This is a genomic window from Hymenobacter nivis (assembly GCF_006439025.1).
GTDB classification, from domain to species: Bacteria; Bacteroidota; Bacteroidia; order Cytophagales; family Hymenobacteraceae; genus Hymenobacter; species Hymenobacter nivis_A.
This window is the reverse complement of sequence record NZ_RCYZ01000002.1, coordinates 154,687-168,432: the sequence shown is the minus strand read 5'-3', so window position 1 is coordinate 168,432 and position 13,746 is coordinate 154,687. Positions and strand designations below refer to the sequence as shown.

At 64.9% G+C, this 13,746-nt stretch carries 8 protein-coding genes; 1 reads left to right on the top strand and 7 read right to left on the bottom strand.

Annotated elements, in window-relative coordinates; genetic code table 11:
- The first annotated feature begins 188 nt into the window (after positions 1–188).
- Positions 189–3,221 (top strand): M16 family metallopeptidase, encoded by a 3,033-nt coding sequence (locus tag EAH73_RS05200; RefSeq protein WP_140465439.1) that lies wholly within the window; start codon positions 189–191, stop codon positions 3,219–3,221.
- 89 nt (positions 3,222–3,310) lie between these two features.
- Here EAH73_RS05200 and EAH73_RS05195 read toward each other — a convergent pair whose 3' ends face one another.
- From EAH73_RS05195 to secA, 7 genes are all read right to left on the bottom strand, one after another.
- A complete protein-coding gene (locus EAH73_RS05195) occupies positions 3,311–4,498 on the bottom strand; it encodes an AAA family ATPase (RefSeq protein ID WP_140465438.1) in 1,188 nt (395 codons plus the stop codon).
- A gap of 284 nt (positions 4,499–4,782) precedes the next feature.
- Positions 4,783–6,297, bottom strand: coding sequence for a S1C family serine protease (locus EAH73_RS05190; protein ID WP_240047149.1), 1,515 nt, complete (start codon positions 6,295–6,297; stop codon positions 4,783–4,785).
- A 294-nt stretch (positions 6,298–6,591) separates the two neighbouring features.
- Positions 6,592–7,392, bottom strand: a complete 801-nt coding sequence (locus EAH73_RS05185) for a hypothetical protein (protein ID WP_140465437.1) — start codon at positions 7,390–7,392, stop codon at positions 6,592–6,594.
- A 182-nt stretch (positions 7,393–7,574) separates the two neighbouring features.
- Positions 7,575–8,798 carry a M20 family metallopeptidase gene (locus EAH73_RS05180; protein ID WP_240047148.1) on the bottom strand — a complete coding sequence of 408 codons (1,224 nt, stop codon included), beginning with the start codon at positions 8,796–8,798 and terminating at the stop codon, positions 7,575–7,577.
- A 173-nt stretch (positions 8,799–8,971) separates the two neighbouring features.
- A complete protein-coding gene (locus EAH73_RS05175) occupies positions 8,972–9,538 on the bottom strand; it encodes a hypothetical protein (RefSeq protein WP_140465436.1) in 567 nt (188 codons plus the stop codon).
- Positions 9,516–10,181, bottom strand: coding sequence for a deoxyribose-phosphate aldolase (deoC, locus tag EAH73_RS05170; protein WP_140465435.1), 666 nt, complete (start codon positions 10,179–10,181; stop codon positions 9,516–9,518). Before deoC ends, EAH73_RS05175 begins: the two co-directional genes overlap by 23 nt.
- 96 nt (positions 10,182–10,277) lie before the next feature.
- Positions 10,278–13,682, bottom strand: a complete 3,405-nt coding sequence (gene secA, locus EAH73_RS05165; RefSeq protein ID WP_140465434.1) for a preprotein translocase subunit SecA — start codon at positions 13,680–13,682, stop codon at positions 10,278–10,280.
- Positions 13,683–13,746 lie beyond the last annotated feature (64 nt).

The following is a 13,746-nucleotide window of genomic DNA, read 5'->3' as shown; positions in this document are numbered from 1 at the left end:
TAGAACGGGGATGGGAAGGCAACGGAAGGAGCCCCGCGCGGCGGCGGGGCCCCGGCAAAAGTAGGGCCCCCAGCGAGCCGCCGCCCCGGGGCCCTAAAAACGCGGCTTCGTACAGCGCCAGGTGAAAAAACGGTGTCTTTTACGCCTAACTTGCCGGCAACATTCACAGTTTCTCATTCTTTCTTCTGATGATGCAAAAAAGACTCTGGCTGATGGGCCTGGGTACGGCGCTGGCCCTGCAGCCGGCCGCCGCCCAAACCAAAAAATCGCCCACCGCCAAGCCCAAGACCGTGGTGGCCGCCAAGCCCACCGCCACCGGTGCCCGGCTGGTCGAAACCGTGACGCGCAAGCCCGGGGCCCTCACCATCCCCTACAGCAAGTACGTGCTGCCCAACGGCTTGACCGTGGTGGTGAGCGAGGACCACTCCGATCCGCTGGTGCACGTGGACGTGACCTACCACGTAGGTTCGGCCCGCGAGCAAATCGGCAAGTCAGGCTTTGCCCACTTCTTCGAGCACATGATGTTCCAGGGCTCCGACCACGTGGGCGACCAGCAGCACTTCAAGATTGTGACGGCCGCCGGCGGCACCCTCAACGGCAGCACCAACCAGGACCGCACCAACTACTACGAGACGGTGCCGAGCAACCAGGTGGAAACCGCGCTGTGGCTCGAAGCCGACCGCATGGGCTTCCTGCTGGACGCCGTGAGCCAGAAGAAGTTTGAAATTCAGCGCTCGACGGTGAAAAACGAGCGCGGCCAGAACTACGACAACCGCCCCTACGGCCTGGCCAGCGAGTACGTGGCCAAAACGCTCTACCCCTATGGCCACCCCTACTCGTGGCTGACCATCGGCTACCTCAAGGACCTCGACGCCTCGAACGTCAACGACCTCAAGAACTTCTTCCTGCGCTGGTACGGCCCCAACAACGCCACCCTGACCGTGGGCGGCGACGTGAAAACGGCCGACGTGATTAAGTACGCCGAGAAGTACTTCGGGCCCATTAAGCGGGGCCCCGCCGTGCAAAACCAGCACCTGCCCGAGCCCGTGCTCACCGCCGACCGCTACGTGAGCTACGAGGACAACGTGCGCTTCCCGCTGGTGGAGCTGGTGTTCCCGACCGTGCCACAGAACACGCCCGACGAAATTGCGCTCGACGCGCTGGCCGAAATCATCGGCCAGGGCAATAACTCGATTATCTATAAAAACCTGGTCAAAACCCAGAAGGCCGTGGCCGCCGCGGCCTACAGCAGCACCTCGGAGCTGGCCGGCGAGTTCATCGTGCAAGCCCGCGCCTTTCCCGGCAAAGGCCTGGACAGCACCGAAGTAAGCCTGCGCAACAGCTTGGCTGAGTTCGAGAAAACCGGCGTGAGCGACGCCGCCCTCCAGCGCTTCAAGGCCAGCCGCGAAGCCCAGGTGGTGAACGGCCTGGCCAGCGTGCAGGGCAAGGTGAGCCAGCTGGCCGCCTACCAAACCTACACCGGCAACCCCAACTACCTGGCCGTGGAGCTGCAGCGCCTGCGGGCCCTCACCAAGGCCGACGTGCAGCGCGTGTACGACAAGTACCTCAAGGGCAAGCACGCCGTCATCCTGAGCGTGGTGCCCAAGGGCAAGCCCGAAATGGTGGCCAAAAAGGACAACTACACCGTGGACCCTTCGGGCTACCAGGCCCCCAAGGACCAGTACACGGGCCTGACCTACGTGAAGGCCCAGGACACGTTTGACCGCAACGTGCAGCCCAAGAGCAGCGGCAACCCCGTGGTGAAGGTGCCCACGCTGTACGAAACCACGTTTGACAACGGCCTGAAAGTGGTGGGCACCCGCAACACCGAAATTCCGGCCGTGACGATGCTGCTCACCATCCGCGGCGGGCACCGGCTGGAGCAGGCCAACCCGGGCAAGGCCGGCGTGGCCGCCCTCACGGCCGCCATGCTGAACGAAGGCACTCAGAAGTACACCAGCGAGGAAGTGGAAGCCGCCCTCGACAAGCTGGGCAGTGCCGTGCGGGTGGGCGCCGGCGACGAAAACACGACCGTGTACATCCAGTCGCTGACCAAGAACATCCCCGCCACCCTGGCCATCGTGCAGGAGGTGCTGCTGCACCCGCGCTTCGACGCCGCCGATTTTGCCCGCCTCAAAAAGCAAACCCTGGAGGGCATTGCCAACCAGGTGACGCTGCCAGTGGCCATTGCCAACAACACCTACAGCCGCCTGCTGTACGGCCCCAACAGCATCATGAGCGTGCCCAACAACGGCACCACGGCGTCGGTAACGAGCATCACGCTCGACGACGTGAAGGCCTTCTACGCCGCCAACTACGCGCCCAACGTGGCGTCGCTGGTGGTGGTGGGCGACGTGGCCGAGGCCGACGTGCTACCCCAGCTGGGCTTCCTGAAGACCTGGGCCAAGAAGGACGTGGTGGTGCCGCCCACGGTGGCCGCCATTGCGCAGCCCGACAAAACCCGCGTGTACTTCGTGGACAAGCCCGGCGCGGCGCAGTCGGAAATCCGGGTGGGCTACCTCACCGCCCTGCCCTACGACGCCACCGGCGACTACTACAAGGCCTACCTGACCAACTACGTGCTGGGCGGCGCCTTCAACTCGCGCATCAACCTGAACCTGCGCGAGAACAAGGGCTACACCTACGGGGCCCGCTCGGGCTTCCAGAGCACGCGCAACCCGGGGCCCTTCACGGCCCAGGCCGGCGTGCGCGCCGACGCCACCGCCGCCTCGGTGAAGGAATTCATGAGCGAGCTGACCGGCTACCGCACCGGCATCACCGACGAGGAACTGGCCTTCCTGCAATCATCAGTAGGCCAGAGTGACGCGCTGAAGTACGAAACCGGCGGCCAGAAAGCGGCCTTCCTCGCCCGCCTGGTGGAGTACGACCTCAAGCCCGACTACGTAACGCAGCAGGCCAGCATCCTGAAAAACCTGACCCGCGCCGACGTGCAAGCCGCCGCCCAGAAAGACCTGCCCGACAACATGTACATCGTGGTGGTGGGCGACAAAAAGCAGTTGCCCGCCGTGCAGGCCCTGGGCTACGAAGTGGTAGAGTTAGACGCCGACGGCAAGCCCGTGGCCGCCGCCGCCCCCGCCCCTACCGCCGCGGCCCCGGCCCCCATGCCCGAGCCCGCCCCCACGGGCAAGGTGAAGCGCAAAACCAAGGACGCTGACGGCAAAACTACCAAGGAGAAAATGCGGCCGACTGACACTAAGTAGGGCCACTAACCCGTTCACTAAAAAGCCCCCGCCGGATGTTCCGGCGGGGGCTTTTTTTGTGATTAAAGGAAGCCGTTTAGGGGCCCCGGCTACCGCATTACTACCGCATCGGGCGTGGCGGCGCGGGTGAGGGTGCGGAAGGCATGGGCGCTGTCGCCCTGCACGTTGCGCAGCTCCTCGTCGGAGAGCTGGCGGATTTTGGTTTGGTAGTCCTGGTAGTAGGCCACGAACACGGCCAGCTCCAGGGCCCTATTTTCAAAGGGCACCATGTTCTCGATGACCTGCGTGAACAGGTGCGGGCTGTGGGTGGTGATGAAAAACTGGTTGCCGCTGCCGCCCACGATGCGGCGCACCAGCTCGGTGGCGTAGTCGGGGTAGAGGTGGGCTTCGGGCTCTTCGAGCAGCAGCACGGCCCGGCGGTTCGATTCGAGCACGGCCAGCAGGAAGCCGTAGTGGCGCAGCGCGTCGCCGGTGCCCTGGTAGGGGTAGGCGTAGCTCAGGCCGTCGAGTTCCTTGGTGATTTCCAGCCGGCCCGCGTCCACGCGCACGCGCAACGACAAGCCCTGGGCAGCAAACAGGCCCATGAACTCGCGGCGCAGGTCGGCGTTGGTTTCCAGCACCCGCACCAGGTTGTCGCCGTGGGGCGGAAACAGGGCCGAGCCCGGCCGGGCCACGGCCAGCTTGCCCCCGCTGCGGAAGCGGTAGGCCTTCACCGCCTGCGGGTACCAGGGCGAGCCCGACGACAGGTAGCGGGCCTCAGCGGGGGCCCCCAGGCCGGGGCGGCCGCGCTTGTCGAGCTCGGTGTAGTAGTAGCCGCCGGGGGTGGGCGGGGCCCCGGCGCGCAGCAGGTAGGGCCCCAGGCGGTCGAGCAGGGCCCCGTCGTCGCCGGCGCGCGAGAGGTGACCGCCGGCCAGGGGCGTGCCCATTTGGGTGCGCAGCTCGCGGTAGGCCTCCTGGCTAAAGCTGGCGTAGCGGTAGCCGGGGCCCTGGCTGCTTTTGCCCAGCAGGCACAGGTCGCGGTCGGTTTCGATGCGGACGGGGCTGCCCGTCAGGTTGTCGTGGAACAGCTGGCGGGGCTTGTCGTAGCGCACGAAGCTGCCCACGAACTTGTCCTGCTGCTCGTAGGGCACGCTGCCCAGCAGACTCATGGCCTCCAGCACCGTCGACTTGCCGGCGTTGGGCTGCCCGATGATGAGGTTTACCCGCCGCGGGTGCAGCAACGCGCTGCGAATCGACTTAAAATTCTGGATGTGCAGCGTGTTGATGGCGGAGTCCATGCAAGGGCAGGCGGTGACTTGGGCGACAGGAAGCCGGGCTGCCCCTTACGCGAAAAACAGGGCGCTAGACTTCACAGCAAGCCGACAAACATACTACCTGAACAATGAAATAATTGAATCTTTAAGCTTCTCCTTCAACGCCTTAGCATCCTAATGTTCAAATACTTGCAGCCAATGGTATTCCTCCGCCCAGCCCCTTGAAACCCTCCTATTTATCCCTAAAAAAAGCCACAAAAAAGCCCCGGCCGAATCGGCCGGGGCTTGCTGCTGGGGGCCCTGGGGCCCTATTCCTGCCCGATGGGGTAGAAGGATTTGCGGCCGTCGGGGTACACGCCTTCGACGAGGGCTCCCGAGTTGTCGCGGGCCTGGTCGAGGTAGGCCTGCACGTCGGCGGGCTTGCGCACCAGGTTCTTGTCGATGCGGGTGATGATGAAGCCGTCGGCCATGCCGGTCTCGCGGAAATTGCTCCCCTTGATGCCCGTGATGACGGCCCCGCCTTTGATGTCGAGCTTGTTTTGGAGCTGCGTGGGCACCACCGAGAGGGTGGCGCCTTCGTACTTCACACTGGCGGCCAAGGCGGGCTCGCGCACCACGGCCGTGGTGCCGGTGGCGTTGCGCAGGGTGGCCGTCACGGTAGTGGGCGTGGTGCCGCGCAGGTAGGTCACCTTAATCTGGTCGCCGGGGCGGAAGCGGGCTACTTGCTCCTGCAGCTGCGACGACGTGTTGACGGCCAAGCCGTTGATATCGGTGATGATGTCGCCTTCCTTGAGGCCGGCGGCGGCGGCGGCGCTGTTGGGCGTGAGGCCGGCCACGTACAGGCCGTTCAGGTTGGCCAGCTTTTTCTCCGAGGCCAGGGTGGCGTCCACTTCGCGCATTTGCACGCCGAGCAGGGCGCGCTGCACCACTTTGTACTTCAGCAGGTCGGCCACCACCTTGCTCACCAGCGCGCTGGGAATGGCGAAGGAGTAGCCCTCGTAGCTGCCCGTGTGCGAGGCAATGGCCGAGTTGATGCCCACCAGGTCGCCGCGCAGGTTCACCAGGGCCCCGCCCGAGTTGCCAGGGTTCACCACGGCGTCGGTCTGGATGAACGACTCGATGCCCATGCCGTCTTCACGGCGCAAAATGTTGATGTTGCGGCCCTTGGCCGAAATGATGCCGGCCGTCACGGTCGAGTTGAGGCTGAACGGGTTGCCCACGGCCAGTACCCACTCGCCCACCTTCACGTCGTCGGAATTGCCGTACTTCACGAAGGGCAGGTTGTCGGCTTTCACCTTCAGCACGGCCAGGTCGGTGTTGGGGTCGGCGCCCACCAGCTCGGCCTCGTAGCGGCGCTTGTCGTCCATCACCACCGTGATTTTCGAAGCCTTGTCAATCACGTGGTTGTTGGTGACGATGTAGCCGTTGGCAGCAATGATGACGCCCGAGCCCGAGCCTTCGCCCCCGCCGCGCGGCTCCCGCTCTTCGCCCTGGCCCTCACCCCCGTCGCCAAAGAACTGGCGCAGGAAGGGGTCCATCTGCATGCGGCGGCGCTGCTGGCTTTGCGGCGCGGCGGCGTACTCGGTCATCACGTGCACCACGGCGGGCGTCACGGCGGCCGCGGCAGCCACAAAGTTTAGGCCCTCGGGGGCGGCGTAGGTGCTGCTGCGCATGGCCGACGTGTAGCGCACGTTCGGGTCAGCCGCCACCACGGTTTGCGTAGGGAGGGGCGCGGGTTCCAAAAGCTTGTACCCGCCCACGGCCACGCCCCCGCCCAGAATGGCGGAACCGAACAGGCCGAGCATCATTTGTTTTGCTTGCATGGTTGGTAAAGAGGAAGTTAGTTGAATAGAAAACGAAGCCAGCCGGCCCAAACGCGCCGCCCGCCGGGGGCCCCACAACGCACACAAGAGTCGAATTCGTGTGGCGGGGTGGCCTGCTTACTAAAGCAAATTGGGCCCCCAATGGTTCGGCCCCGCAGGTACCAGCTCCGGCCCACCAAACTACAATACTTGGGCCAATAAAAAAAGCACCCCGGCGGGGTGCCTTTTTTACCGATATGCAACGAATAGGGCCCCGGCGGGCGGCAACTTCGTCAGGCCGCGGCCGGACCCAACCTAGTGCTGGGTAGGCAGTTGCTGGCGCTCGGCCGCGCCCCGGCCCGCCCCAAAGGTGTAGCGTAGGTCGAGGCCCAGCAGCGGGGTGCGCTGGTTGACGTTGCCGCCCGCCGTTTGCTGGCCCATGTTGTCGTACTGGGGCAGCGTGGCCAGGTAGTCGGCGCCGTAGGCAAACCAGGGCGTGAGGTCGAAGCCAGGGCCCGTGCGCACCCCCACTTCGGCCCGCAGGCTGGTGTACTGGATGAAGCGCTCGTCGGGGTCGGCGGCGTCTTTTTGCAGGCGCAAGTGGGTGGCGGCTTCGAAGCTGACGCGCGGGCGCAGGGCCAGGCCGGTGGCCGGGTCGGCCCCACCGAGGGGGATAATCTTCTCTAAATCGAGCCGCAGCCGCACCCAGTTTTGGTTGGAGGAAGGCGAGAAGTTGCCGGTGTAGAAGCGCCGCTCCAGGCCCAGGCGCTGCCCGAAGGTGAGGGGCCCCAGGGCCGAGCGGTGGCGCAGCAGCACCTCGGGCACCAACGCCGAGCTGCCGCTGCCGTAGCGCAGGGCCATGGCGCGGCCGCCCCAGCTCCACTTGGGGCCCCAGAAGTGCTCGTAGGCCACAGCGGCGAAGGTTTGATTTTGGTAATTAGCGCTCGTGAACTGGGCCGTGCCCACGTTCAGGAGCAGGTAGTCGCCGTTGCGCAGGGCCAGCTCGGCCTGGGCGGCGGGCACCAGGGCCAGGGGGGTGGTGGTGCGGGTGGTTTGGGCGCGGGCGGGCAGCAGGGCCCCCACGAGGGGCAACGTTAGTAATAGTAAGCGGTGCATAAAAGGGATAATAATTGGGATAGAATAAGGGCTATTTACAAATAAAACCGCACGAATAAAGAACGTCAGGCAGGGCGCAGCGAAGCATCTTTCCCGCAGCAGTCATCAGAGCTAATTACGTGGAAAAGATGCTTCGCTGCGCCCTGCCTGACGGCCCAAGATATTCTCCAAATATCCTAAAGCTACTGCCCGGCCAGCGCTTGCAGCTCGCGCACGGCCAGCCAGGCCATCAGGCCGGGGCCCACAGCGAGGGCTTTTTCGTCGATGTCGAAGGTGGGCGTGTGCACCGAGGCGGCGAAGCGGCCATCAGGGGCCCGGGTGCCGAGGCGGTAGAAGCAGGCCGGGGCCGCCTGCGAGAAGTAGGCAAAGTCCTCGGCTGCCATCCACTGGTCGAGTTCCACCACGTTTTCGGGGCCCAAGTAGGCTTCGGCGGCGGTACGGGTGCGGGCCGTGAGAGCGGGCTCGTTTTCGAGGTACGGGTAGCCGCGGCGGATTTCCAGCTCGCACACCGCGCCCATGCTGGCGGCCAGGCCCTCGCAGAGCTGGCGCAGGTGCTGGTGGGCCTCGTTGCGCCACTCCTCGTTCAGGGTGCGGAAGGTACCCTCGATGTACACCTCGTTGGGGATGACGTTGGTGGCGCCGTTGGCGATGACTTTGCCAAAGGAGAGCACGGAGGGCAGCTTGGGGTTGGCGCGGCGGCTCACAATTTGCTGGGCCGCCACGATGATGTGGGCGGCCACCAGCACGGGGTCCAGGTTTTGCTCGGGCATGGCCCCGTGGCCGCCCTTGCCCTTGATGGTGAGGTACAGCTCGTCGGTGCTGGCCATGTAGCGGCCGGGGCGCAGGCCGATTTTGCCGGCCGGCAGCTGCGGAAACACGTGCTGCCCGAGCACGCTGCCGGGCGCAGGGTTTTCCAGCACGCCCTCTTCAATCATTAGCGAAGCGCCGCCCGGCAGGCGCTCCTCGCCGGGCTGAAACAGCAGCTTCACGGTACCGGGCAGCTGGCCGGCGTCCTTCAGGGCCACAAAAATGCGCGCCGCGCCCAGCAGCGAGGCCGTGTGCACGTCGTGCCCACAGGCGTGCATCACGCCGGGGTTCTGCGATTTATAATCGACCTCGTTTAGCTCTTGGATGGGCAGCGCGTCCATGTCGGCGCGCAGGGCCACGGTGGGGGCCCCGGCGGGGCCCTCCACCAGGGCCACCAGGCCGGTGCCGGCCACGGGCTGCGGGTTGAGGCCCAGCTTGCGCAGCTCGGCGGCTACGTAGGCGGCGGTGGCGGTTTCCTCAAACGAAAGCTCGGGGTGGGCGTGCAGGTGCCGGCGCACGGCCACGGTATCGGCGGCGTGGGCGGCGGCGAGGCGCTGGATTGTCTGCACCACGGATTTATCGGATTGGTCGGATTGCACGGGTTTCAGGGACGATTTAAGGACGATGCTTTTCAGGTATTAGCCAATTTATCGAAAAGCAGCTGTTGTATAAAATGAACAAAAGTTACTTGGCACAACGGCTACGCAAATGAATGCCCCAGCATAATTGTCCCCAAAATCCGGGCAATCCGATAAATCCGTGGTTCAGACAATTACAAATTCTTGTTCAATATCACCTGCGTGGCTTCTACCTCGGCGCGCTGGGTGAGGCCGCGCAGGCGGGACTTGGCGCGGGCCGCCTCCAGCCGCGTGAGGTAATCACCCACGTAGAGGCGGTACACGGGGGCCTTAAAGGTGAGGTAATCCGTCTCGTCGGGGTAGCGCCCGATGACGGCCCGGCGGATGGCCATGGCCTGGTCGCGCTCCAGGCCCAGGTACACCAACAGGCGGTAGCCCTGGGCATACTTCACGTTCTGGTTGGTGAAGGCTTGGTCGCGCAGTCGCTGCTCGGCCTGGGCATTCACGTGGGCGGTGGGCAGCGGGGCGGGGCGGGCGGGCACGGGCGCGGCCGGCCGCGCCCCGGGGGCCCCGGCGGGGGCCGGCGGCACGGGCAGGCGGTAGGCGCGCAGGTCGTCGGCGGGCATGGGCGCGGCCTTGGCCACGGGCACAGTATCGGCCGCGGCGGTGGCGCGGGGGCCCCCGGGGGCCGTGCTGGCGCAGGCCCCCAGCCACAGCATGAGCGGAACGGCCAGCACGTTAACGGGGCGTATTTTCATCATCCACGAGCAAAGTCAAGCTATTGGAGGCCCCCAAACGGTCAGCCCCAGCGGCCACCAGCGCCAGCGCCGCCGCCCGCGTGCGGATGCCACCCGAGGCCTTGATGCGGACGCCGGCCGGCAGCACCCGGCGCAGCAATTCCACGTCGGCCACCGACGCGCCGCGGCTGGCAAAGCCGGTCGAGGTTTTCACGAAGTCGGCCTCGGCGGCGGCGCACAAGCCGGCGGCCACGGTTATCTCGTCGTCGGTGAGCAGCGCTGTTTCGATGATGACCTTCAGCAGGGCCCCGTGCAAATGGGCCAGGTCGGCCAGGTCCTCCACTTCCTCTTGCACGGCGGCCGTCTCGCCCGATTTCAGGGCCGACACGTTCAGCACCATGTCCAGCTCGTCGGCCCCGTCGGCCAGGGCGGCCTCGGCCTCGCGGTACTTCACCAGGCGCGTCGAATACCCCAGCGGGAAGCCGATGACCGTGCACACGGCCACGCCGCTGCCCTCCAGCAGCCCGGCGGCCAGGGCCACGTAGCAGGGCGGCACGCAGGCGCTGGCGAAGCCGTGGTCGCGGGCCTCCTGGCACAGCTGCCGGATTTCGGCCGCCGTGCAGTCGGGCCGCAGCAGGGTGTGGTCGAGGTAAGGAGCAAGGTTCATGGGGCAAAGGTAACGGGTGGCGGGGGCCCCACTGGCCAAAGAAAAACCCGTTGGCGCGGGGCCAACGGGTTTTCCGGTTTCAGCTTCTTGGTGCGGTTAGTCCACCAGCACGCAGCGCTGCTCCAGCACGTCCTGCTCCACGGTTTTGTATTTCACGTCGCGCACCACGCGGCCGTCCATGTACTGCACGCTCACTTTATCGTTGCGGTTGGCCACTTTCTGGCTGCGGGCCGGGGCCTGCTTTTCGGCCACGGCGGGGGCATCGGGGCCCATGTCCTCGGGGCCCGCGCCGAGCGAGTCGAGCATCGACTCCTTCGTTTCAGTCAGCTTGGGCTGGGGCAGCTCGTCTTCGTAGTAGAATTCGGCGTCGTGGTTGGTGCCCACGGCTTCCTCCTGCACCGGCACGTCGGCGTGGAACAGGAAGGTCGACGTCTCCTCGTTCACCTTGCCAATCATGCGCTTGAACAGCTCAAACGACTCGAATTTGTACACCAGCAGCGGGTCTTTCTGCTCGTACACGGCGTTTTGCACCACCTGCTTCAGGTCGTCCATCTGGCGCAAGTGCTGCGTCCAAGCCGTGTCGATGGTGCCGAGCACGGCTACCTTCTCCATGCCGCGCAGGATGTCGTGGCCGCCCGTGGCCTGGGCCCGGCGCAGGTTGGCCAGCGCCGTAATGTGCTTGCGCCCGTCGGTAAAGGGCACGGCAATGTTCTCGTAGGCGTCGGGCTGGCTAAGCAGCTCGTTCACCATCGGCAGGGCATTGGCGGCAATGTGCTCGTTCTTGCTTTCGAAATAGGCCAGGGCCTCGTCGTAGAGCTTCTGGGTGAGCTGGGGCCCCTGCAGGGCCCCCAGCTGGCCGGCCGTGATTTCGGTGTCGTAGCCGAACGTTTTAATGACGGACAGCTTGAAGTCGGCGTGGTCGCCGGTTTGCTTGTGGCCCAGGGCGATGTCCTCGGCCACGTCGTAGATCATGTTCAGAATGTCGACCTCCATGCGGTCGCCGTGCAAGGCGTTGCGGCGGCGCTTGTACACCACCTCACGCTGGGCGTTCATCACGTCGTCGTACTCCAGCAGGCGCTTACGGGTGCCGAAGTTGTTCTCCTCCACCTTCTTCTGGGCGCGCTCGATGCTGTTGGTAATCATCGAGTGCTGAATTACTTCGCCCTCTTCCATCCCCATCTTGTCCATGAGGTTGGCAATGCGGTCGGAGCCGAACAAGCGCATGAGGTTGTCCTCCAGGCTCACGAAGAACTGCGAAGTGCCCGGGTCGCCCTGGCGGCCGGCGCGGCCCCGCAGCTGGCGGTCCACGCGGCGGCTCTCGTGGCGCTCGGTGCCGATGATGGCCAGGCCCCCGGCGGCGCGTGAGGTGTCGCGCAGCTTGATGTCGGTGCCGCGGCCGGCCATGTTGGTGGCGATGGTCACGGTGCCGGGGTAGCCGGCGGCGGCCACAATCTCGGCCTCGCGCTGGTTCTGCTTGGCGTTCAGCACCTGGTGCGGAATGCCCTTAAACTTCAGCATGCGGCTCACCAGTTCGCTGATTTCCACGCTCGTGGTGCCCACTAGCACCGGGCGGCCGGCTTCCACCAGCTTCTGGATTTCGAGGGCCACGGCGTTGTACTTCTCACGCACCGTTTTGTACACCTGATCGTGGGCGTCCTGGCGCGAAATGACGCGATTGGTGGGAATTACCACCACGTCGAGCTTGTAGATTTCCCAGAACTCGCCGGCCTCAGTTTCGGCCGTACCGGTCATGCCGCACAGCTTGTGGTACATGCGGAAGTAGTTCTGCAAGGTCACCGTAGCGTAGGTCTGGGTGGCGTCTTCCACGCGCACGTTTTCCTTCGCCTCAATGGCCTGGTGCAGGCCGTCGGAGTAGCGGCGGCCCTCCATCACGCGGCCGGTTTGCTCGTCCACAATCTTCACCTTGCCGTCGTCGGTGAGGATGTACTGGTCGTCCTTCTCAAACAGCGTGTAGGCCTTAAGTAGCTGGTTCACCGTATGGACGCGCTCCGATTTCTCGTTGTAGTCCTGCATCAGCTGCTCCTTGCGCTGGAGCTTTTCCTCGGCGCTGAGGCCGGGGGTTTTCTCGATGGCAGCAATTTCCATCCCGATGTCGGGCATGATGAACAGGTGCGGATCTTCGCCCTGGGCCGTAATCAGGTCGATGCCCTTTTCGGTCAACTCGATCTGGTTGTTCTTCTCGTCGATGGTGAAGAACAGGGGCTCGTCGGCCTTGGGCATCTGGCGCGAGTTGTCCTGCAAGTAGAAGTTTTCCGTCTTCAGCAGCACGGCGCGGTTGCCGGTTTCGGAGAGGTACTTGATGAGCGGCTTGCTCTTGGGCAGGCCGCGGGCGGCGCGCAGCAGCAGCAGGCCGCCGTTGCCGTTCTTGTCGTCGTCTTCGGGACCGTCTTTTCCTTCGGCGATGAGCTTACGGGCCTGCACCAAGTAGTTCTGCACGAGCTTCTTTTGCTCGTCCACCAAGCGCTGGATGCGCGGCTTGAGCTGGTAGAACTCGTGCACGTCGCCGCGGGGCACGGGGCCCGAGATGATGAGCGGCGTCCGGGCGTCGTCAATCAGCACCGAGTCCACTTCGTCGACCATCGCGAAGTGGTGCTTGCGCTGCACCAGCTCCTCGGGGTCGCGGGCCATGTTGTCGCGCAGGTAGTCGAAGCCAAACTCGTTGTTGGTGCCGTAGGTGATGTCGGCGGCGTAGGCGGCGCGGCGGGCGTCGGTGTTGGGCTGGTGCTTGTCGATGCAGTCCACGGTCAGGCCGTGGAACTCGAACAGCGGCGCGTTCCATTCGGAGTCGCGCTTGGCCAGGTAGTCGTTCACCGTTACGAGGTGCACGCCGCGGCGCGAGAGGGCGTTGAGGAACGAAGGGAGCGTCGAAACCAGCGTTTTGCCTTCGCCGGTGGCCATTTCGGCAATCTTGCCCTGGTGCAGCACCACGCCACCGATGAGCTGCACGTCGTAGTGCACCATGTCCCAGGTGATTTCGGCGCCGCCGGCCAGCCACTTGTTGGACCACACCGCCTGGTTGCCCTGGATGACGACGTTGCCCTTGCGGGTAGCAATCTCGCGGTCGAAGTCGGTGGCGGTCACCGTCAGCTGGCCATTTTCCTTGTAGCGGCGAGCGGTTTCCTTCACAATAGCGAAGGCCGACGGTAGTACCTCGAGCAGCACAGCTTCGAGATCTTTGTTGCGCTGCTTTTCCAGGGCGTCAATCTTCTCGAAGCGCACTTCCTTCTGGGCCACGTCCATCGTGGGGGCATCGGCCATCTGCTGTTGCAGGGCCCCAATCTGCCCGTCGATGCCGGCCAGGCGCTCGTCAATGCGGTTGCGCACGGCCTGGGTCTGCTCGCGCAGCTGGTCGTCGGTCAGGCCGGCCAGTTTGGCATATTCGGCATTGATCAGGCCCACGTAGGGCACGATTTCCTTCAGGTCACGCTCCGATTTGGAGCCGAATAGCTTGGCGACGGTCTTGCCGAGAAAATCTAACATCGGGTAGTTTTTTTAACGAATAGGCGCCGGGGCGCTCCCCAAATTTACGGCTTCTTAGCCAAAA

Bases quoted from the DNA above. Each gene is read 5' to 3' on its own strand.
- EAH73_RS05200 (WP_140465439.1), top strand. From the start codon at position 189: ATGATGCAAAAAAGACTCTGGCTGATGGGCCTGGGTACGGCGCTGGCC.
- EAH73_RS05190 (WP_240047149.1), bottom strand. From the start codon at position 6,297: ATGCAAGCAAAACAAATGATGCTCGGCCTGTTCGGTTCCGCCATTCTG.
- EAH73_RS05185 (WP_140465437.1), bottom strand. From the start codon at position 7,392: ATGCACCGCTTACTATTACTAACGTTGCCCCTCGTGGGGGCCCTGCTG.
- EAH73_RS05195 (WP_140465438.1), bottom strand. From the start codon at position 4,498: ATGGACTCCGCCATCAACACGCTGCACATCCAGAATTTTAAGTCGATT.
- EAH73_RS05175 (WP_140465436.1), bottom strand. From the start codon at position 9,538: ATGATGAAAATACGCCCCGTTAACGTGCTGGCCGTTCCGCTCATGCTG.
- deoC (WP_140465435.1), bottom strand. From the start codon at position 10,181: ATGAACCTTGCTCCTTACCTCGACCACACCCTGCTGCGGCCCGACTGC.
- secA (WP_140465434.1), bottom strand. From the start codon at position 13,682: ATGTTAGATTTTCTCGGCAAGACCGTCGCCAAGCTATTCGGCTCCAAA.